This is a genomic window from Cobetia sp. MC34, assembly GCF_018340035.1.
In the GTDB taxonomy this organism is placed as follows: domain Bacteria; phylum Pseudomonadota; class Gammaproteobacteria; order Pseudomonadales; family Halomonadaceae; genus Cobetia; species Cobetia amphilecti.
The window spans coordinates 24400-46608 of record NZ_JADPPY010000027.1 but is presented as its reverse complement, the minus strand read 5'-3'; the positions used below and the strand labels follow the sequence as shown (position 1 = coordinate 46608).

Sequence of the window (22209 nt, the reverse complement as noted above, 5' to 3'; positions counted from 1 at the left end):
CAGGCTGTGCTCCAACGCCACTCCGGCAACGGAGGCACCGGGTTGCTGACACGCTTCGACGATCCTGGCCTTGAAGGCGGCAGTGAAGCGGCGACGCTTGCGAGGAACTTCCAACACGCTTGATTCCGTCATGATAAGTGTCCACTTATTGATAGGTGGACATCTAACGTGACGGAATTCAGGACTCTGCGGTAGATGGGATCACCGGTCGCTTACAGTTAGCGTCCTAAAATGGTTGAAATATTGATGTTCACTTCATTCCCTGGATTCATCGCTTACTAGTTGATCGACGTCAGCGCCTGTCAACGTAGCCGTATTTCAAGGTGTCTACAGGTCCTTATGGCTGGCATCTCCACTTCGGTCTGCTCGAGGCAAGTGCTGAGGCACGAGCGAATGCTATCTACAAATTCAGCCTCAAATGGATTTGGAACTCAAACGACCGATGCAAAATTGTGCTCGTTTGAGTTCCAAAAGTATCAACTAATTTCAGGATTGGATGATCATCTAGTATTACGCGTTACTTGCTGACCATCTCACCGCGTTTAGAAGTCGCTGTGGCTGCTTCACTGCCATGTTGCTTCACCAGCTGCGCCATGGCCTGGTCTTCCGAGCTGATTTCGGCATCCTCGCCGTCGGTATTTGACATCTTGTGCATCAGGCGCTCCGTGAGACGCCACAGGGTGGCGGCTTCACTGATCATCATCACCGGAATGCTGATCCCCAGACGCACCTCGACTGCCGTCATCAGCTCCACCCCCATCAGTGAATCGAAGCCCATATCATAGACGCTCTTATTGACGTCAATGGCCGTGTCATCGATCAGTAGAATCTTGCTCAGCTCGCCTTTGAGTATCTCAACGATGGCCGTCTGAAGCGCCTCACCTGTAAGCCCTGCCAGTATCGCGGCGATATCATCTTGCTGTGCCTGACTGGAGTCATCCTCACCGGCGCGACGCGCGATTTCCTCAAAGCGGGGTGTAGCGGCGGTTGGTAGGAAGCGTGCAAGCGCGCCCCAGTCCAGTTCTAGCACGCCCAGTGAGCGACCTGGCAGGCCGAGTGCTTGGGCCTGTTGATCCGCGCTGATCATCTTGCCGAGACAGGCCAGGGCATGGTCTGCCATCAGCGCATCGCCACCGAGGCGATTCTTGAGTGCTTCGCGCGTCTTCTCGTTGCGTGCCAGGAAGCCGGCATCCTCGATCGCGCCCCAGCGTGCGCAGGTGGCGGGCAGGCCACGTGCACGACGGTGGGCGGCAAGCCCCTCCAGCCAGTGGTTGGCCGCCACGTAGACGCTCTGTCCCGGGTTGCCGAACAGGGTGGTAGCCGAGGAGTAGAGCACGAAGAAGTCAAGCGCATGCTCGGCACTCAGGTGATCCAGCAGGCGTGCACCTTCCAGCTTCGGCGTCATCACACGCTGGATACCCTCGGCATCGAGATGGCGAATCAGTGCATCATCGATTACCGCGGCGGCATGAATGATGCCCTTGAGCGGTGCGATGCCATCGGCGTCAGCGGACTTGCCGAAGCGTGCGAACACCTTTGATAACGCGGCCTCATCGGCGACATCGCAGGCCAGCGCATGCACGTTCACGCCCTGGGCCTCGAGACGCGCGACACCTTGCTGTGCTTCTTCACTGGCCGCGCCGGAACGCCCGAGCAGGACCAGTTCACGCGCGCCCATCGCGGCCAGCCATTCGGCGCTGCGCAGGCCAAAGCCGCCCAGACCGCCGGTGACCAGATAGCTGCCCGCCGGGTCGAATGTCAGTGTCTTTCCCTTGGCCGCTTGCGCGTCGTGTTGATGGGACACTGCACTGGCTGTCTGTTCAGCGGCGTGTTCGGCAACGCGTTGAGTGACGACGACCTTGCCGATCTGGCGAGCCTGCTGCATGTAGCGGAAGGCCTCGACCACCTGGCTGGCATCGAAGGTGGTGTAGGGCAGCGGCGCCAGGGTGCCGTCCTCGAACAGTGCCATCATCTCGCGGAACAGACGCGTGGTCAGTCCCGGACATTCCTTCATCAGCTGATCGGAATCGATGCCGAAGTAGCTCAAGTTGTTGCGGAACGGGCGCAGCCCCATCGGGTTGTTCTCGTAGAAGTCGCGCTTGCCCAGCTCACAGAAGCGGCCAAACGGCTTGAGCACCCGCAGGTTCTGGGCGATGGCTTCACCGGCCAGCGAGTTGAGCACCACATCGACACCACGGGCATCCACGGATGGATCACGCTGCTGGCGTGCGGCGAGGTCGGCCAGGATATCCTCGGCGAAGCCATGGCTGCGCGAGTCATAGACGTTATCGATGCCCATCAGCGCGAGAAAGTCACGCTTGGCCGGCGAGCCAACGGTGGCGAACACCTCGGCGCCCAGCCATTCGGCGATCTGCAGTGCCGCGATACCCACGCCGCCGGCGGCGCCGTGAATCAGTACCTTCTCGCCTTCCTCCAGCCGCGCCAGATGCTTGAGGGCGTAGTAGACGGTAAAGAAGGTGGTCGGGATGGTCGCCGCCGCTTCCAGGCTGACGCCGTGAGGCACATGGGCCAGCGCCGTGTCGGCAATCACCAGTCGGTCGGAGAAGCTGGCCGGGCCGAAGCCGACCACGCGATCGCCGACCTTAAATTCAGCATTGGCGCCGGCCTGAGTGACGATGCCGGAGAACTCGAGCCCCAGGCTCGGGCCGGAGAAGCCGTGTTCGATGGCTTCATCCGACAGTAGGCCGAGGGTGTACATGACATCGCGGAAGTTGAGACCGGTCGCCTCGACCCGCACTTCGACTTCACCGGCTGCCACGGCGGGCAGAATCCGTGGCTGCCACTCCAGATTGCGCAATTGACCGGGCTGGCTGAAGCCGAGACTGACGCCGTGGCGCTGAGTGCCTGAGGCCTGCGGGCCTGAGATCTGCGAGAGGGAGCTTTCGCTACCAGCGGCCTGCTGAGGCGCCGCTACCTGACGCAGACGTGTCGCGAAGCGCGCACCAGTGGCATCCAGCACCACTTCCTGTTCGTGGTCCGGCGTTTCGAGATCCTGCACCAGCGCGTCCATCAAGGCCGGCGTGCAGGCGGCATCGTGCTCCAGCGTCGGCGTATCCAGCAGGCGAATGGCCAGCGACTGGCTCTCGTTGGCCAGACTGCGCGCAAAGCCCCAGCTGGCCGCATCCGCCGGTGGCGTCGCTGTGGGGGCGCCATCTGTCTGCCACAGCGTCGCCACGTCATGTGTCAGCACCCACAGGGTCGGGGTGAGACGGCTGTCGTCCTGCTCCAGGGCGCTGTCAAAGGCCTGGGCGACCTGTGTCAGTAGCTGTTGGCGTGCGCACTGGAGGGCGTTGGTGCTGTCCGTATCAGTCTGCTCATCTGTCGTCGTAGCGCTTGGCAGCGCGATCAGGTGATCAACGTCGCCAAGCTGCTCGATCAGTGCGGAGACGTCCGCAGGCAGGCTGGCTGACAGGCGCTGATGGCTGACCTGATGACCACGCGCGGTCAATGAGTCGCTCAAGCGCGTCAGCAGTGCCTGATCCGCCGGTGCCTGCGGGCTATCCAGCAGCGCGATGGAGAGCGTGGCGGCTTGGCTTGCCACTGCTTCGCTTTCCAATGATTCACTCTCGACTGATTCACCTGCCTCCGACTGGTCTTCCGTAAGCGGTGTCTGAGCGGCAAGCGTCGCGGACAGCCACCAGGCGCCTGATGTTTCAGTATCCAAGTGATCGCTGGCAGGCGCTGGTGACTCGATGTCGAGGCCCAGCTGGGTCAAGAGACGCTGCCATTGCGCGATGCCCGGATGACTGCGCAGCTGCTCACCATCATCGAGGGCCAGGATCGGCTCGGCCCAGGCCGCCGGTTCACAGCCACACAGCAGCAGCTGCGCGCCGGGGGCCAGACGGGCGATCAGCGCTGTCAGCAGCTCGCGCGCCTGTGACGGTGCCTCGAAGTCCAGATGCACGATGGCGAGCTGAGTCTTGTGGGCGGTGGCGGTATCCTGGAAGGCCTCGCCCGCGATCACGTCGATCAGCGGCAAGTCATCCTGCAGGCGGTTGGCTTCACTGAGGGCACCGGCACTGGCGGCCACGAAGCGGTAATCCAGCGCTGCGAAGTGCCCGTTGCGTGCATCCGCCTCGCGCAGTGTCGCGAGACGCTGGCCCAGCCAGGGGCCGCCGGCCCCCAGTTCCAGCACAGCGAGGCGCTGGCCGGCCGGTAGGGCGGCAAGCGCGCTGCTGATGCGTTGATCAAGCTGTGTGCTCAACCACTGCCAGCCGGCATTGCCGACCGCCGTCTTGAGCAGCGTCGGGATCAGCGGCTGGCGCAGATGTTCCAGTGCGGCACTGGCATCCGTCGAGAGCAGCGCCTCGCGGTCTGCTACCGCTTCATCAGCGGCACCCTCCAACTGAGTCCCTTCTAACTGAGCGCCGTCCAACGGGGTGCCGCCCAACGGCATGCCGCGGTTGAGCCACTCATCCAGATGCAGGTACAGGCGACCGGCGGCATGCGTCAGCGGGAACTGGCCCGGATAGTCACGTACCAGCAGTTGCCAGATGTCATTGGCGGCGGGCAGATCCAGCGAGTTGATCTGCCAGTCGCCGCTATCGAGTGCTTCCGTGAGGCCTTGTGACTCGGCCCAGTCGAGCAGTGCACGACTGAACAGCGGACAACGGCGCTGCCAGCGCGACAGCGCCTCGTGATCCAGGTGGGCCAGCTCCGGGTCGCCCGGCGCGGCGTGACGCATCAGGGTCTCGTGGACGCTGGCGAGCATCAGGCTGTCGAGCAGCGGCTCCAGCTCATCGCGGAAGCATTGGCTGTCAGCCAGCAGCGTCTGTGCGCTGGCGGCCGCGTCGCTCTCAGCAATGTTCTCACCAACATTCGCCTCACCATCCTCACCGCCATCGGTAGCCTCTGACGCCTGCATGGCGTCATTCACCAGGCCTGTGAGATCCAATACCGGGGCGGTCGGCTGAGTGAGCGGGTGCGGGGCGGCAGTCAGTTCGATATCCAGGTAATCCAGATGCGCCGTGCCATCACGTCCCAGGCGTACGGCGCGGAAGCGGGCCTCTTCGGCAACGGCCACGGCGCGGCCTTCGGCATCGAACAGCTCGAAGTCGGCACACAGGGAGTGCGGGCCTCGCGAGCGCAGCACGACACGTGCGGTCACGATCTGCGAGGCGCGTACCTGCTCACGTACCTGCAGGCGTCCGACGCGCACCGGCACGAAGGCCATGCCATTGCTGGCCGCTATCTGGCCCTTGAGCACGCCCAGCAGCGGAATGAACAGCTGGAAGGCGCTGTCGAGCACGCCGGGGTGCAGGTGGAAGTCGGCGTCCTGGCTGGCCATTTCCTCGGTCAACGAGAAACGGGCCAGTACCTGCGGACGCGCAGTGCCCGGAGCATGATGGTCGGCACCCGCGTCGACCCAGATCTGCTCGGCGGCGCGGAAATGCGGACCGTAATGCAGGCCGAGTTGCGCGGCAGCTGCCACGTGCTCATCGCGGCCGAAATCGGCGGCGCGAGTGGGCATGACCGGGGCGGCTCGCTCCAGCAGGCGTCCACGCGTGGCGGTGAAGGCGCGCGCCACGGCGTGCAGATTCCACTTGTCGGCATCTTCCGCGCGTGTCTCACGACTTTCCAGACGCATGGCGCCATTGGCGCTGTCCAGCGACAGGCGGGTCAGGCGCAGCGTGCTGTCATCGAGCAGCAGCGGGGCGCGAATCTCGAAGTCTTCCAGATCCAGCACGTCGGGCAGGCTGCCCGCATCGGCGCTGGCGGCCTGCCATTCGTGGGCGGCGGCCAGGCATTGCTCCAGATAGCCGGCCCCCGGGAAGACGGCGCTTTCGCCGACCTGGTGATCGGCCAGCCACGCGACCTTCTGGGTGTCGAGCTGAGCTTCCCAGGTCAGGCGTTGCTGGGCGAGACGATAGCCGAGCAGCGGATGTACGTAATGACGATCCAACAGACGCTGGCTTTCGCTGGTGGTCTGGAGCCAGCACGGGATGCGTTGCCACGGGTAGCTTGGCAGCTCGACGAACTGGCCGGCGACCGGGAACAGGCCGGTGATGTCGACGGCGCCGGAGAGCAGTACGCGACCACGCAGGTGCTCCAGGGCATCTACTCCGGCATGGCGGCGGTCGAGACTGGCGAGCACCTGGCCGGCGGGCGCCTCTTCACTGCGCGCCTTGAGGATGTCGTTCAGGTAGCTGCGCAGGATCGGGTGCGCGCCGATCTCGATCAGCAGGCGATGGCGGCCGAGGACAGCGTTCTCTTCCGCCTCGGAGTGCCAGTTGACCAGTGAGGTAACGGCGGCCTCGAACATGACCGGCTGACGGATGTTCTCCCACCAGTAGCGTGCATCCAGCTGCTCGCCGGCAATGACGCTGCCGGTGACGGTGGAGATGAACGGGATATGGGTGGCGCGGGGCGTCAGGCCGTCGAGGGATTCGAGCAGGCCGGGCTTGATCGGGTCCATCGCCGGGCTATGGAAGGCGTAATCCAGCCCCAGCACCCGCGCGAAGGTGCCCTGGGCGGAGAGCTCCTTGCTCAGCGCTTCCAGCAGCTCACGCTCGCCGGCCAGGGTGGTGCCGCGCGGGCCATTGATGCCGGCCAGCGACAGCGACGCCCATTGCGGCTGCTCCAGCCACTCGCGCATCTCGCACTCGCCGAGACCGACGGCCATCATCGCGCCGGTGCCACGGGTGCGCCCCTGGTGGTAGCTGCGCTGGAAGATGACGCGGGTGGCCTGCTCGAGCGTCAGTGCGCCACTCGCCCAGGCGGCAGCGACTTCGCCGACACTGTGACCGGTGACGGCAGCAGGACGGATGCCACGCTCGATCAGCCACTCGGTGACCGCGACCTGCAGTGCGAACAGCGTCGGCTGGGCGATCTCGGTAGCGTCCAGCCGATTCTCGCCTTTCTCGCTCAGGCTGCCGTCCAGCTCCTTGAGCAACTCGAAGCCATTGAAGTCACGGAAGGCGGTGTCGAGGCGCTCCAGGCAGGCGCGCACGCTGGCGGATTCTGCCAGCAGGGCACGGCCCATGCCGGCCCACTGGCAGCCATTGCCGGAATACACGAACACCGGGCCGCGCTCTTGCTGCACGCTGCTGAGGGCGTTTGCGCCCTGGCGCGGCGATGCGCCATTGTCACTGGCGCTGGGCAATGCCGGCAGACGGTCTGCCAGTGTGATGCGCGGATGGTCACCGAGATCCCCTTCGCTGCCGAGGGTGTCGAGGTCCTCGAGCAGGGTGGTGAAGGTATCCGCGCTGAGCAGGGCGCCATGCACATGGTGCTCACGTCGGGCGGCCAGCTGCCAGGCGAGATCGTAGAGGCTTGGCGCCATGTCGTGGGCGGCGAGCTCACGCAGGTGCTCTGCCAGCTCCAGCGCGGATTGCTTGAGCGCTTGTGGGGAACGGGCACTCAGGCGCAGCGGCGGCGTCTGTTCACCTCCACTGCTCGGTTGCGCTACCGACTGCTCGGGGGCACTTTCCAGCAGCACATGGGCATTGGCGCCACCGAAGCCGAAGGAGTTGACGCCGACGACCAGGCGCCCGTCCGCCTTGAGCTTGCGCGGCTGGGTGACGATATCCAGATTCCACTCGTCGGTACGAATCTTCGGATTCAGGCGATGGATCTTGATCGTCGCGGGCACTTCACGGTGCGCGATCACGCCGAGTGCCTTGGCCAGGCCTGCCACGCCAGAGGCGGTTTCCAGGTGACCCATGTTGCTCTTGATCGAGCCGATCGGCAGCGGGCTGGAGCGCTTCTGGCCGATGGCGGCGCCGATGGCGCGGGTTTCCAGCGGGTCACCGACCGCGGTGCCGGTACCGTGGGCCTCGAGGTAGTCGATCTCGTCCGGGCTGATGCTGGCCTGCTCGCAGGCCTGTTCCATCAACTGGATCTGCGCCGCCGGGTTGGGCACGGTCAGGCCGGACTTGTAGCCGTCGGTATTGACCACGGAAGACGCCACCACGGCGAGAATGCGATCGCCATCGGCGATGGCCTGGGCGAGATCCTTGAGCAGGAAGACACCGCCGCCTTCGGAGCGCGCATAGCCGTCGCCGGCTTCATCGAATACCTGACAGCGGCCGGTCTTCGACAGCATCGTGGCCTTGGAGAAGATCAGGAAGCCGTAGGGATGCAGGTGGAGACTGATGCCGCCGGTCAGCGCCATGTCGGTCTCGCCGCTTCTGATCGACTGGCAGGCCTGGTGGAAGGCGACCATCGAAGAAGAGCAGGCGGTATCCAGTGACAGGCTCGGGCCGTGCAGATCGAAGGCATACGACAGGCGGTTGGAGGCCACGCTGGAGGTATTGCCGGTCGCGGTATTCGGGCCGATGGCGCTCAGGTCATCCGCCATGCGATAGGAATAATCCAGACTCGCGATGCCCATGAAGACGCCACAGCGTGAGCCGCGCATCTTCTCGGCGGGGATGCCGGCGTGCTCGATGGCTTCCCAGCTCATCTCCAGCAGCATGCGTTGCTGGGGGTCCATGCTGGCGGCTTCGCGCGGGCTGATGCCGAAGAAGGCGGGGTCAAAGCCCGTGATGTCGCCCAGTGAACCTGCGGCGAAGCTATAGCTCATGCCCGGGGCCTTCTCGTCCGGGTGCGAGAGAGATTCCTTGCTCCAGCGGTCGTCGGCGACTTCGGTCACCATGTCCTTGCCGGCCAGGAGGTCGTCCCACAGGGTGGCCTGAGTGGTGCCGGGGAAACGGCTGGCTGCGCCGATGATGGCAACGCGTCGGGTCATGACAAGCTCCTGAACTTCTGAGTCACGGCACTGTGGCGAGCATGCTTCGCGGTCGCCTGCAGCAGCGCACTTCCTAATGTATCGATATTGATGACGCGCGGGTCGCCCTTGCGGCATTGCTCGTCAGTCTTGAAGGGCCCTTCACAATCGAGAGCCCACTCCATCAGCTCCGGGTCCTTGTCGCGCACGGCCGCCATGGTCTGGCGGGCGGTGTCGTCGGACTCCGGCAGGGCGCTGGACCAGATGAAGCTGTCGGTCACGCCATTGGGCTCGCCCAGGGTCGCATAGACCTCGGGCATGATAGGCACATGGTCTCCATAGAAACACAGCAGCCCGCCGCGCGGCAGTCGCGCCAGCGCGGTGGTGAGCTGATCGATCATCGCGTCGGCATTCACCAGATGACGCAGATAGATGCCCAGTTCCTGACAGTTCTCCGGCAGGTCTCCGTCGTACCACTCCGGCAGACGTGCGCTGTCGAGGGTTTCCAGGTGCAGCGGGCCGTGATTCTCCATGGTGATCACCTGGATGAACAACGGCGTGTCGCCGGCTTCCAGCAGGCAGTCTTCCACCTTGGCCGCCACGGCGGCATCGCTGATGTACTGGCCACTCTTGTCGGCATCGCTGAAGTGGGCGATGTCGAGGAATTCATCGAAACCGAGCTGTTTCAGCACCTGATTGCGCAGGTAGAAGGTGCCGGGATAGGGATGGATGCACAGCGTGCGATAGCCCATTGCCTTGTAGCTGGCGGCCAGATTGGGCACGGCGCGACGTGCCAGCTGATGGTAGGGATTGAACTGGTGCACGCCGAGCTCCTCGGCGGTGAGGCCCGTCAGAAAGGCGGTCTCGGTGCGTACGGTATTGGCGCCCCACGCCGGCACGGCCAGGCGACCACACGGCAGGCCCTGGGCCAGGGCGGTGAAGTGGCAGCGGTCCAGGTTCGGCAGCAGGTCGTCACGTACCCGGGGATAGACGCGGCGGGCATCGAAGAAGGATTCGCTCTGCACACTGAGGACATGGGGCAGTGCCTTGGTGGCTTCCTCGTCATCGAGTTCGCGCAAGGTGGCGTCGAGTTCTTGCTGTGCCTCCTCCAACGGATTGCGCAGTGGCGTCAGCGGGCGACGCGCCAGCCGCGCATAGGCCAGCAGGTAGGCCACCATGCCTAGCTCGCTCAGGTCGAACTCGGGGACCAGCATCACCTTGTTGGCCAGACGGTTGCCCAGGGCGTAGGTCAAGACGCTCGCGCCGATCAGTACGCTGATCAACGGCACCAGCCATAGAGCGGCGTTGCCTGAGTAGACGGCGGAGAAGCCCAGCGCGGGCTCGAGCCAGAGCCCTAGACCGATTGCCAGCGCCCCTGCCGTGGTCGCGGCGATGGTCAGCCCGATGCCGAAGAAGGGGATGTACAGGCGCGGGTGCTTGATGGCGTCGGTGAAGTACTCGAAGTCCTGGCTGAGGAAGGGTTCGCGCAGCGACACGTACTTGGTGTGGCTGACCTGCAGCACCACCAGCCACAGCGCATTGACGACGATCAGCGAGAACCAGGGCCGCTGGGTGATCAAGGTGCACAGTGACCAGCTGGCGCACCAGTACCCGACATGTACCAGTCGGGCGCTGACGGGGCGACGCCAGAATGCGGCTGGTGGTGTCGTCATCTGTTTCAGCAGCAGATGCTCAAGCCCCAGCGTCAACCCGAGGCCGACCAGCAGTGGCCCGGCCATGAAAGACACAAACGCAATGACAAACTCCATGTAATGCCGACCTCGTTAGCCTCTGCCGTCGCAGGGGCTGTATAGTGTCCGGTCGAGTACTCGACCCTGATCAAGATCCATGGCGGCCAGGGTAGTGGTAAGTCGGCCCCTCGCCGCAGTATTTTCAGGCGCTCTGGTGTCCAGATCCTGATCGTTCCTGCGTGTTCAACTGCCGCTATGGCGTTCCCGTCACTGTCTTTCCCATCGATTCTGCACGATGTACTCCAGTGGCAGGTACTGGGGTATTACGCTAACTAATTGTCATGACAATGGAAAAAAGCTGAGCCATCGCCTGCTACCCATGGCGGGCCGGCTCACGGTTCACGGCTTGGGTTCACGGTTCACGAAGACGCAAGCCCCGATCAATGAGTGTAATTGAACCACCCGAGCAGGCGCTGGGAGATTCCGGCGGGCAGGACACTCAACCACCAGCACCCGAAGTTGAGCGGGAAGGGGAAGCTGATACGCGCCCGGTTACGCGCTGCGCCCTTGAGGATGCGGCGTGCGGCCTTCTCGGGTAGCATCTCGAAGGGCTTAGGGCCTGGCATGGCTTCACACATCGGTGAGGTGACATAGCCGGGCATGACGACGGTGACCCCTACGCCATGAGGTTTGAGCCAGCTGCGCAGGCCTTCGCCATATGCCTTGACCGCCGCCTTGCTGCCGCTGTAACTGGGCGTCAATGCCAAGCCATGCCACGCCGCCAGGGAGCTGAGCAGTACCAGCTGGCCACTGCCGCGCTGTTTCATCGCCATGGCCAGATGGTGCGCCATGCCCAGCGTGCCGATCACGTTGGTCTGCAGCAGGCGGCGTGAATCCTCCCAGCGCTCACCGTTGCCCTGGGGGCCGATATCGGTGTTCATGCCGGCGTTGGCGATGGCGATATCCGGCACGCCGCGCGCGCAGACTTCATCCAGCCAGGTGAACAGGGTCTCTTCATCACACAGATTGAGTACCGTGCATTCCACCTCGGCGCCCAGTTTGCGGCAGTCGTTGGCGATCGCATCGAGCTTGCGCTGCTTGCGGCCGGTGAGGATCAGCGTGGTACCCGGCTCGGCGTAGGCGCGCGCTAGGGCACCGCCGATCTCGCCCGTGGCGCCGGTGATCAGGACGCGCCGCAGGCGGCTGGCATCCTGCGCGGCTTTCGCACTGGCGTCGCTTTCTGCAGGTCGGCTATCCGCTCGGTGAGTGCCAGCGTCGCGCTCAGCTTCGGTAGGCTCTGGCTGCTGGGGGGGCATGGCCGTCATCTTTGGTCTCCTTGAATCCCGACACCGAAGGTCGGCAGTTCCCTTGCGTTTCTCATTATGGTCGGGTGAGAGAGGCTGCCATCATTGGCGTGTCTCACCTCAATGCTTGGTCCAGCAGTCTTATTGCATGTTCAGCAACGGCTCATCATCTGCTCCAAGGGAGAGCGCTCGGCACATAGTCTCTTCGTGGCTCCTATTACAGCGAGTTGCATGCCCGGTTTGCTGTAAAACCCCCCATTGAGCTGCACGGTATGAATCACCGTATTGCGGAAATGCCGGAATAACGTCGTATCGGGGCGCTGGCCCTGGGTCCAGAAATCATGCAGCGAACCTTGGAAGGTCAGGCCCGGCAAATTGAATATCGGGTCGCCCATGCAGAAGGTCGGGCAGCGATACTGCAGCGCCACGTTGCCGGTCGTGCTGTTGACCGTAATCATGCCCTTGGCCTGCTGCAGCAGCTTCTCCAGATTGCCGCTCTCCAGATAGACGATACGCCCGATCAGATCGTAGCGGCGCTCCAATGAGCGAATTAGCCCCGGGTAATCCACCAGCCCCATGTCGAGGGGATGGTTCTTGATCACCAGGCGTGCACCGCGTGGCGCATTCAGGGCGAAGCTCTTCATCACCCGCTGGATGACTTCCTGCATGTTGGCGAAGCGCGAGTGGTGGCGTATCTGGGCATCGGTATTCAACTGCAGCGGCAGCATGTAGTAGGGTGCGCCACTGCCCATCAGCTGATCGATACGCATGGCATCACGCCGCTTGTACCAGCGCATCAAGGGCAGTCGTGTTGCATAGCCCGCGTATTCCTGCACGGCGTGAATGCTGTGCGAGCGGTAGCGCGGGAACAGCAGCGGATTGGCCGCGCCCGCCAGGTGATAGGTGATGTCGTGGCGCGCACGCTCACTGAAAGGCGCCTGGAAACGCTGCGGTGTGGGGGCACCTTCGAGATGTCTGCCTGCCTCACGGAACCAGTCTGGATCACGAGGCAGGAGGGAATGCCCATTGACGCCTTCGCGCTCCAGCGTCACCCAGTAAGGGCGGAAGTAGCCCTCCTCGAACACGTGGGTACGGATGCCGAGATATTCCGCTTTGAGCACGGCATCACGATGTACCGGGCGTCGGTCGCCGAACAATACCTGATCGGTGACGTGATGCTTGCGCCAGAGTTCGGCGATCCAGTCGCCGAGGTCCTCGAGCTTGCCGCGATAGGCATACGCCTTGTCGTGGCGCCAGTAGAAGCTGTCGCCGCTGTTGAAGTTGACCTTGATGACCTCATGGCCATCCTGCTTGAGCTTTTTCGCCAGATGCAGGAAGAAGGGCGAGCACACCCCCTGCAGCAACATGAAGACGCGCCGGCGGTCGCCTCCCGGTCGGATGTGAGCAGAGGGTGGCTGTCCCGGAGTGTGCAATTCAACACCACGCAAGGCATCGGACTGAACTGGCGGTCGTGTCAGGACGACATCATCCGACATCTTGAGCTGGCGCAGTTTTTCGATCGCGCTAGCCACGGAAGTTGTCGGAGAGAGGCCTTGTTCCCCAAGGCTCTCCTGCGCGCGAGCGTCCGCGGGCATGAGGGCGGAAGCTGAAGCGGTGAAAGGCAATGCCAGACGTCCATGTAACATGATTCAATGCTTCCCGATAAATAAGGCGCGATAGCCTCGATAAAGACGGGTTTTCCAAGGCAATGCTGGCTTCAAGGTACCTCTGCGAAGCTTGTCACGTTGTTGTTCCAGAATCGTGACGACTGTCTCAGCATTGCATAAGTGACCGTGCTCAGGGGCCACATACACGGGATACTCGATCAGAGCGCCAGCCACCAGGGCATCCACACTCAAGTGCCGAGTTCGTCTTGGGCACTCGACAAGGTCATGAGTCAGCCCCCAGCCAGCATAGAAGGGCAGGCCATGGGTCGTGACGGGCACACCTCGTATCAGGGCTTCAAAGCCGGCGAGCGAGCAGAGCGTGTGTACATGATCCACTTGCTCAAATAACCGACTGATATTGCCGGTGGTCAATTCGAGATCGTACGTCCCGCCTTCAATCGCCACCTCGCCACTACGCCCCCCTGTGACAACGTCGGGATGCGGTTTATAGATCACGTAGCTTTCAGGATGCAATTTCCGCGCCGCCTCAAGCAAAGCCTGATTGGTGCGTATCCCGGGACACGCATGGCGTATCGAGGCATCTGACTCCACCTGGCCGACGACCAATATCACGTCACGGCCCTTGGCCATCGCGCGAAGGTCCGGCAATTCATCACCTTCCGAATTGTACTTGCTCAATCCCAACGTGATCAGGCGCTCGCGTAATTGGCGTGCGCGGCCTAGCTCGGCATCGGTGAAATCATGATGCATCAGCCACTGCTCCAGTGTGCTTGAGCGACTGGCGTCAAAATGCATGCCGAGCGGGTCGAAGATCAACGAAAGTGGCCGCGTGAGATCCACTCCCAGGCCCACTGAGCGCAAGAAGCCGTCTTCGATTCGCCACAGAGCGCCCCCTTGTGCAATGACGGAGGTCTCTAACTCTACTGTGGTTCGGCTCGCCCAGCTCAGCACCCGAGCAGGTTGTTGGGCCTGTTGTTCGCGCTGCGACATGGCTTGCGGTTCATGAGCGGTGGTGACATCAGTTTTCTTTTGCAGCTTTTGCAGTGCGATGGCATCGCTTTTGACGAAGTCGCAGTGCGCCAATGGCCCCAGGAAGCTGGGCAGGAACTTGCGCTTCCAGCGCGAGTAACTTGGCGCTACCCAGTGACCCGCCAATCTCTCGGCTTGGCGCTTTTGATCCGCCAATAACTGAATGATCTCTTCGAGCGACGAGGCCTGGTGGGTATAGGGGTTGGCATAGCGGCTGTATTCGAGATAGGCCGCGGCAAATACCTGCTCAAGCGTTCGCGAGATGCCGCGACGTGGGCATTGCTGTCGATCATCCGTCAGGCCCCAGCCAGCATAGAACGGCATGCCATGGCAGGTCACCGGCAAGCCTGCCATCAGGGCCTCGAACCCAAGCTGGCTGGTCACGACATGAACGCCATCAATCTGTTCGAACAGGCACCAAGGATTGATGTCGTCACTCAAGAGGGTGCAGTTCAGCTTGCGTGCCTCATCCAGTAGGTACCCGCGCTTCTTGCCGGCGATTACATCAGGGTGCACCTTGACCCACACCTCGACTCCCTCGATGGCGCAGGCCTCTCTCAGCATGGCAAGGAAAGTCTCCGGGTTGGCCATGCCACCAATGATAGACGCATCCTCGGCGGTCTGATCCACGACCAGAAGTCGCTGCACACCGGGCTTTTGGGCTGGCAGCTTGCGCTCTGGTGCATGGTTGTACTTGCTCAAGCGATGCTTACGCAGGCTTTCGATAGCCGCGCGCGCCCGAGTCAGCAGTGCCTCTCCCTGACGCGTCGGCGCTTCATTGATCAGTTGCTCGAGATCGCTCGGTTGGCGCGCATCGTAATAGATGCCCTGATGATCGACCACCAACGCCATGCCAGGGTAACCGGCGCTTGCCAAGGTCAGAGAACGTAGGAAGCCATCCTCCAATGCGACGTAGGGCAGTCCATGTTCAAGCGCATATTGGCGCGCGCGCTTCGCCGTGGGTTTATGTCCCCAGCCGATGACACGCTTGATTTTTTTCAAGGATTTCTGGCCCACGAATTCTGGCGCAGTATTTGTTCCTTTCGATGCCCCAGTTTCTGTCAGGGAAGCAGTGCCATTTGTCTCAGGCGCAGGATGTTGTTCTTTTCCTACATTTTTTTTTCTCAGTGTGCCTGTCGGGGCACGTCGCTTGGCAGTGAAAGATAAATTCTTGAAGGTGAGTGGGTTGTCATTTTTCTGACATGAAAGAGGCGTACGCCTTTTTGTCAGTGGCAGCAACTCGGGAATGAAGCAGGCAAGAAGTGGTTGGCGATAAATACCTGAAGAAAAGCAGAGTGATGCTCCGGAGGTCGCGTCATTCATGACATCTTGTGATCCGTACCGAGCGTGAGATGCGCAGGGCAGAGCGCGCATGATAAGCCCCCGTCCTTGGTTCATTGCCGCCTTCAGCATGCAGGGTGTCCGTTTCAGATAAGAAAAGTGACTGCTTGCTCGTGATGCTCAGCACGCCTAGTGAGGCTGTTGCGCGAGACCGTTGACTCAGAGTCCGCAAATAGGGAAAGTACGCAAAGTGACGAACGAATTCAATCAAGTCTTTGCTTGCGACATTGGTAGCAGGGAAATGATTAGCCTGTGCTTTATTTTGTTGGTCAACTTTTTCACTGCACACTTTAGCAGTAATAGCTTTACTGCTAAAGTGTTATGCTCTGCGATGCATTTTCATTAATGCTTGAGCTTCATATGAGCGTGAATCGCAGGGCTTGACCAGAAGAAGCGGCAGGACGCCAAGGGAACGCTACTAGATGGAAATCGCGCAGCACATGGATGCTTTTGTCACCCTGGTGGTGACGGTTGGAGTGTTGGCAGGGCTTGTATGGAATCGTTGGCCGGCGGAGTGGCTGATGATGGCCGCTGCCGTGTCGTTGATCCTGCTGGGCATCATTTCTCCGGCAACCTTCCTGGCTGGATTTTCCAATCCGGGCATCATGACTATCGGCGCCCTTTTCGTGGTCGCCGCTGGCGTGCAGGAAACCGGTGCGCTGCGCTGGATGCTCGAGCGTCTGCTCGGGCGCCCCAGCTCTCCCTCTTCTGCACTGGCACGCCTGATGCCGATTACCTCGCTGCTCAGCGCCTTTTTGAACAACACGCCAGTCGTCGCGCTCTTCATCGGCTTGGTTCAGGGCTGGTGCGCGCGCATGAAAATCTCGCCTTCGCGTCTCCTGATGCCTATGAGCTATGCCGCCATTCTTGGCGGCACCTGCACCCTGATCGGTACTAGTACCAATCTTGTCGTCGATGGCCTGCTGCAATCTCAGGCTAACCTGCCTGGGCTTGGCATCTTTGATATCTCTGCGCTGGGTGTCCCTGTCCTTATTATTGGCACCCTATGGATGGTGCTTATCGGGTGGCGTTTCCTGCCCCAGCGCAAGGGGTTGGTCGAGCAGCTTGGCAATGGTCGCGAGTATTCCGTGGCCATGCGGGTGGCCGACAAGGGGCCGTTGCACGACAAGAGTATCGAAGAGGCAGGCCTGCGCAGTCTTCAATTCGGTTATCTGGCCGAGATAGAACGTTCCGGCAAGCTGCTGTCCATGGTCGGCCCTGACACCATGCTCCAGTCTGGTGATCGTCTCATCTTCGTCGGCGTGGCAGATACGGCGCATGAAGTGCGTGTTTTTCGAGGCCTTGAGAGTGATGCCGCAGGGCTGGACCTGGATCATCACCAGCGCCGCATGGTCGAGGCCGTCATCGCTCCAAGCTCCCCCGTGGTCGGTATGAACGTGCGTGAAGCGCGTTTCCGTACTCGCTACCAATCCGTGATTCTCGCCGTGTCACGTGATGGTGAGCGCATCAACAGCAAGGTGGGTGACATCGTGCTGCGTCCTGGTGACACTCTGTTGTTGGAAGCTGCTGCCGATTTCACGCGTCTGCATCGTTATAACCGCGAATTCCTGCTGGTCAGTACGCTGGATGGCAATGGCATGCCCAATCTGACCAAGGCTCCCATCGCACTTGCCATCATGAGCCTGATGATCATCACGCACCTGGCGGGCATGGCCGAGCTGGTCGAGACGGCGGTGGCGGCCGCCATTCTGATGGTCTTCACCGGTTGTCTCCCTGCCTCACAGGCGCGCGCCAGCATCGATGGCAGCGTGCTGGTTGTCATTGCTGCTGCCTTGGGGCTGGGGCAGGCGATGACCGACAGTGGTGCGGCCCAGATGGTGGCGGACCAGCTCATGCAGCTGGGCGGCGGCTCGCCGTTGCTGATGCTGGCACTCGTCTATCTCACCACGACGCTCTTTACCGAGATCATCACCAACAACGCCGCCGCCGTGTTGATGTTTCCGATCGCCATGGCTGTCAGCGAGCAGCTTGGGGTCTCATTGATGCCCTATGCGATTGCCATCATGTTCGCGGCCTCGGCCAGTTTCCTCACCCCGCTGGGCTATCAGACCAACCTGATGGTGATGGGGCCGGGGGGGTACAGGGTGGCCGATTACATGAAGGTCGGACTGCCAATGAGCATCATCGTCGGGGTGACCTCGGTTACCCTGATTCCGTTGATCTGGCCATTCTCTGGGTAAATTAAACGGAGTCGGTAGAGATAGTGGCAGGCTTATTGCTTCTTCATGATGGATGGTCAAGAGAGTCGGCTATTGGGCCTCAGATGAGTACAGGCACCTGCCAAAGATGCCCTCGTTTACAGCTGTGGCTAGTCAGCAGGCCTCAATGGGGCACGTTGGCGACAGTAGGATACGGTTCAAAGAGAGACATTACATAGGGACAGAAAGGCACATGACAGACGCGACAAGCATAGGTAACACACGCCCGATGTTGACCGCTCTCGAGTCGATTGCTCGTAGTGCGGGTGCTGCCATCATGGAGATCTACGAGAGCGGTGACTTCACTGTTGATATGAAGTCGGATGACTCACCGCTGACCACGGCAGATCGAGCAGCACATGCTGTCATCGTCGAGGGGTTGAAGGCTATGGATGCCGAGTTCGGCGTCACGCCGATCCTGTCGGAGGAAGACGCGGATATCAGCTGGGACGTGCGCAGTGACTGGACGCGTTACTGGCTGGTCGATCCGCTGGACGGCACCAAGGAATTCATCAAGCGCAATGGCGAATTCACCGTCAACATCGCGCTGATCGAGCAGGGCGTGCCGACCATGGGCGTCGTCTATGCGCCGGCCATCGAGACGCTTTACGTCGGTGCCCAGCAGGGGGGAGGCCAGGCCTCCATCGCCGAGAAGCAGGTTGGCGACGGTGAGCGTCAGGCCATCGCCGTCAGTGATGTGCCGGGCTCCACCGACAGCTGGCGCATCGTCGGTAGCCGCTCTCACCAGACCGAAGAATTCAAGGCGTTCGTCGCCGACTTCGCTGCCTGCGATATCGTCGCCATGGGCAGCTCACTGAAGCTGTGCCTGGTAGCGGAAGGGGCGGCAGATCTCTACCCGCGCCTCGGCCCGACCTGTGAGTGGGACACCGGCGCCGCGCACGCCGTAGTCGAAGCCGCGGGCGGTCAGGTATTGCATGCCGAGACTCGCCAGGCGCTGCGTTACAACCAGCACGACAGTGTGCTGAACCCCTATTTCATCGTATGTGCCAAGCCGGCGGCTCCCTGGGCGTGAAGACGCCATGAAGCAAGTAACGGATTAGCGTCACAGGACTGACTCCAGAGGATGTCAGTCTCATGGCAAAGACAATATGTCCTTTCCGCAGTGATAGTATCTGCGAGTGTGCTGAGCGTGATGACAGTAGCGAGTCAGTGCAAGTGGAAAGGATAAGGACAACTAGCAGAGTGATCTCAAGGAACTTGTAATGACTGCATCATCTACGGCCGAAAAACTCGGCATCACACCGGAACGCCAGACCCACCTCAAGCAGCTTGAGGCCGAGTCCATTCACATCATCCGTGAAGTCGCCGCCGAGTTCTCCAACCCGGTCATGCTGTACTCCATCGGCAAGGACTCCGCCGTCATGCTGCATCTGGCGCGCAAGGCCTTCGCGCCGGGCGTGCCACCGTTCCCGTTGATGCACGTCAACACCACCTGGAAGTTCCAGGAAATGATCAAGTTCCGCGATGAGATGGCCGCTGAAGTCGGCATGGAGTTGATCGAGCACATCAACCACGAAGGCGTGGCCGCGGGTATCAATCCGTTCGATCACGGCAGTGCCAAGTACACCGATATCATGAAGACCACCGGCCTCAAGCAGGCGCTCGACAAGCATGGCTTCGATGCCGCCTTCGGTGGTGCGCGCCGTGACGAGGAAGCCTCGCGCGCCAAGGAGCGCGTATACTCCTTCCGCGATCAGTACCACCGCTGGGACCCCAAGAACCAGCGTCCGGAGCTGTGGAACATCTACAACTCCAAGATCAACAAGGGTGAGTCCATCCGTGTATTCCCGCTCTCCAACTGGACCGAGCTGGACATCTGGCAGTACATCTACCTCGAATCCATCAAGATCGTGCCGCTGTATTACTCCGCCGTGCGTCCGGTGGTGAAGCGTGACGGCCTCGACATCATGGTCGACGACGACCGTCTGCCGCTGGCAGAAGGCGAAGTGCCGGAAATGAAGTCTGTGCGCTTCCGTACCTTGGGCTGCTACCCGCTGACCGGCGCCGTGGAATCCACTGCCGCGACCCTGCCGGAAATTATCCAGGAAATGCTGCTGACGCGTACCAGCGAACGCTCCGGGCGTGCCATCGATCACGACCAGGCAGGCTCGATGGAGAAGAAGAAGCGCGAAGGTTATTTCTAGGCCACGCGCCAGGTATCCGGCTCTGTCGCCAGCAGCGGCGATGGCATGCTTTACGGCAAGCAAAACTCAACGAAATTGACAGGACGAGGGATGTCCCAAGCGCTGGAAGCGTCGCACGTCGCACGTCGCACGTCGCACGTCGCACGCTATAAGACGCTCGCGCCGGACAGGCCTCGTTCAGGGAGAATGACAGTGTCACACCAGTCGACGATGATCGCGGAAAATATCGAAGCCTATCTCAAGGAACATGAGCAGAAAGACCTGCTGCGTTTCATCACCTGCGGGAGCGTGGATGATGGCAAGTCGACCCTGATCGGTCGCCTGCTGCACGACTCCAAGATGATCTATGAAGATCAGCTGGCCGCCATCACCCGCGATTCCAAGAAGAGCGGCACCACCGGCAAGGTCGATCTGGCGCTGCTGGTCGATGGCCTGCAGTCCGAGCGTGAGCAGGGCATCACCATCGATGTCGCCTACCGCTACTTCTCGACAGACAAGCGCAAGTTCATCATCGCCGATACCCCGGGGCATGAGCAGTACACCCGCAACATGGCGACCGGTGCTTCCACCGCGAGTCTAGCGATCATCCTGATCGATGCGCGCTATGGCGTGCAGACTCAGACTCGCCGCCACAGCTACATCTGCTCGCTGCTGGGTATCCAGCACCTGGTGGTCGCGGTCAACAAGATGGATATCGTCGACTATTCCCAGGCGCGCTTCGACGAGATCGTCGCGGACTACCAGGAGTTCGCCAAGGACCTGGACGTCCCGGACATCCGCTTCGTGCCGCTGTCCGCGCTGGAAGGCGACAACGTCGTTTCCCTCAGCGCCAATACCCCGTGGTATGACGATGCCGCCTACGAAGCGCGTCCGCTGATGGACATCCTCGAGACCGTCGATGTCACCGAGGACAGCAACCTGACCGACCTGCGCTTCCCGGTGCAGTACGTCAACCGCCCGAACCTCAACTTCCGTGGCTACTGCGGCACCCTGGCCGCCGGTACCGTCTCGCCGGGTCAGCAGATCAAGGTTCTGCCGTCCGGCAGCACCTCCACCGTTGAGCGCATCGTCACCTTCGATGGCGATCTCGACATCGCCTGGCCGGGTCAGGCTGTCACGCTGACCCTGACCGACGAGATCGATATCTCACGTGGCGACATGATCGTCGCCGAAGATTCCGATCTGGAGCCGTGCACCGCCTTCACCGCCGATGTGGTGTGGATGCATGAGGACCCGCTGATCGTCGGCAAGGAATACGAGCTCAAGCTCGGCACTTCCAGTGTCATCGGTCGCGTCGGTCGCATCATCCACCAGACCGACGTCAACACCATGGCGCGCAACGAAGCGGAGAACATCCCGCTCAACGGCATCGCCCGTGTGCAGGTCGAACTGACCCAGCCGCTGGCCATGGACAGCTACCAGCGCTCGCCGCATACCGGCAGCTTCGTGTTCATTGACCGTCTGTCCAACATCACCATCGGTGCGGGCATGGTCAAGGAGGCCCTAAGTGCCAGCAACATCGTGTGGCACGACATGGAAGTCACCAAGCAGCGCCGCGCCGATCGCAACAAGCAGAAGCCGTGCATCATCTGGTTCACCGGGCTGTCCGGTGCCGGCAAGTCTACGGCCGCCAATGCGCTGGAGCGTCAGCTGTTCGCCATGGGTTACAACACCTACCTGCTGGACGGCGATAACGTGCGTCACGGCCTATGTGATGACCTGGGCTTCAGCGAAGACGACCGCGCCGAGAACATCCGTCGTGTCGGCGAAGTCGCCAAGCTGATGGTCGATGCCGGCATGATCACTCTGGTCAGTTTCATCTCGCCGTTCCAGGCTGATCGCCAGACCGTGCGCGACATGGTCGGCACTGACGAGTTCATCGAAGTCTTCGTCAATACGCCGATCAGTGTCTGCGAAGAGCGTGATCCCAAGGGCCTGTACCGCAAGGCGCGTGCCGGTGAGATCAGTGACTTCACCGGCATCAGTTCGCCGTATGAAGCGCCGGAGAACCCGGAAATCGAGATCAACACGGGTGAACTGAGCCTCGAGCAGACCGCACTCAAGCTGGTCAATCAGCTCAAGCACTACAACGTCATCGGCTGATGCATTCACGCCGATCAGCCCTCGCCGCAAGGCGGGGGCA

The 22209-nt window shown here is 61.6% G+C and carries 10 protein-coding genes; 4 read left to right on the top strand and 6 right to left on the bottom strand.

Going from position 1 to position 22209, the window contains the following annotated elements; all coding sequences use genetic code 11:
* The 6 genes from IZU87_RS18160 to IZU87_RS13280 form a co-directional block, all read right to left on the bottom strand.
* A partial coding sequence (locus tag IZU87_RS18160) for a transposase (protein ID WP_213114842.1) occupies nucleotides 1–132 on the bottom strand: 132 nt, incomplete at its 3' end.
* Between the two features lie 385 nt (nucleotides 133–517).
* The gene (locus tag IZU87_RS13300; RefSeq protein ID WP_213114837.1) at nucleotides 518–8710 is read right to left on the bottom strand and encodes a type I polyketide synthase; all 8193 of its coding nucleotides are present in this window, start codon (nucleotides 8708–8710) and stop codon (nucleotides 518–520) included.
* On the bottom strand, nucleotides 8707–10428 hold the full coding sequence (locus IZU87_RS13295; RefSeq protein WP_213114836.1) for an LTA synthase family protein: 1722 nt from the start codon (nucleotides 10426–10428) through the stop codon (nucleotides 8707–8709). Before IZU87_RS13295 ends, IZU87_RS13300 begins: the two co-directional genes overlap by 4 nt.
* Nucleotides 10429–10820: 392 nt before the next feature.
* The gene (locus tag IZU87_RS13290) at nucleotides 10821–11705 is read right to left on the bottom strand and encodes an SDR family NAD(P)-dependent oxidoreductase (protein WP_249330608.1); all 885 of its coding nucleotides are present in this window, start codon (nucleotides 11703–11705) and stop codon (nucleotides 10821–10823) included.
* Nucleotides 11706–11836: 131 nt separating this feature from the next.
* Entirely contained in the window at nucleotides 11837–13051 is a 1215-nt protein-coding gene (locus tag IZU87_RS13285) for a capsule polysaccharide biogenesis protein (protein WP_249330607.1), read from the bottom strand.
* A gap of 282 nt (nucleotides 13052–13333) precedes the next feature.
* A complete protein-coding gene (locus IZU87_RS13280; RefSeq protein ID WP_213114835.1) occupies nucleotides 13334–15664 on the bottom strand; it encodes a capsule polysaccharide biogenesis protein in 2331 nt (776 codons plus the stop codon).
* Between the two features lie 458 nt (nucleotides 15665–16122).
* Here IZU87_RS13280 and IZU87_RS13275 point away from each other — a divergent pair, with 458 nt between their 5' ends.
* The 4 genes from IZU87_RS13275 (at nucleotide 16123) to cysN (ending at nucleotide 22169) form a co-directional block, all read left to right on the top strand.
* Nucleotides 16123–17883, top strand: coding sequence for a sodium:proton antiporter (locus IZU87_RS13275; RefSeq protein WP_213114834.1), 1761 nt, complete (start codon nucleotides 16123–16125; stop codon nucleotides 17881–17883).
* A gap of 211 nt (nucleotides 17884–18094) precedes the next feature.
* Nucleotides 18095–18934, top strand: a complete 840-nt coding sequence (gene cysQ / locus IZU87_RS13270; RefSeq protein WP_249330606.1) for a 3'(2'),5'-bisphosphate nucleotidase CysQ — start codon at nucleotides 18095–18097, stop codon at nucleotides 18932–18934.
* Nucleotides 18935–19124: 190 nt separating this feature from the next.
* Entirely contained in the window at nucleotides 19125–20066 is a 942-nt protein-coding gene (gene cysD, locus IZU87_RS13265; protein ID WP_213114833.1) for a sulfate adenylyltransferase subunit CysD, read from the top strand.
* Between the two features lie 192 nt (nucleotides 20067–20258).
* On the top strand, nucleotides 20259–22169 hold the full coding sequence (cysN, locus tag IZU87_RS13260) for a sulfate adenylyltransferase subunit CysN (protein WP_213114832.1): 1911 nt from the start codon (nucleotides 20259–20261) through the stop codon (nucleotides 22167–22169).
* Nucleotides 22170–22209: the final 40 nt, after the last annotated feature.

Excerpts from the sequence above, each read along its gene's own strand:
- IZU87_RS13300 (WP_213114837.1), bottom strand. The coding sequence starts at position 8,710 with ATGACCCGACGCGTTGCCATCATCGGCGCAGCCAGCCGTTTCCCCGGC.
- IZU87_RS13295 (WP_213114836.1), bottom strand. The coding sequence starts at position 10,428 with ATGGCCGGGCCACTGCTGGTCGGCCTCGGGTTGACGCTGGGGCTTGAG.
- IZU87_RS13290 (WP_249330608.1), bottom strand. The coding sequence starts at position 11,705 with ATGACGGCCATGCCCCCCCAGCAGCCAGAGCCTACCGAAGCTGAGCGC.
- IZU87_RS13285 (WP_249330607.1), bottom strand. The coding sequence starts at position 13,051 with ATGTTGCTGCAGGGGGTGTGCTCGCCCTTCTTCCTGCATCTGGCGAAA.
- IZU87_RS13280 (WP_213114835.1), bottom strand. The coding sequence starts at position 15,664 with ATGAATGACGCGACCTCCGGAGCATCACTCTGCTTTTCTTCAGGTATT.
- IZU87_RS13275 (WP_213114834.1), top strand. The coding sequence starts at position 16,123 with ATGGATGCTTTTGTCACCCTGGTGGTGACGGTTGGAGTGTTGGCAGGG.
- cysQ (WP_249330606.1), top strand. The coding sequence starts at position 18,095 with ATGACAGACGCGACAAGCATAGGTAACACACGCCCGATGTTGACCGCT.
- cysD (WP_213114833.1), top strand. The coding sequence starts at position 19,125 with ATGACTGCATCATCTACGGCCGAAAAACTCGGCATCACACCGGAACGC.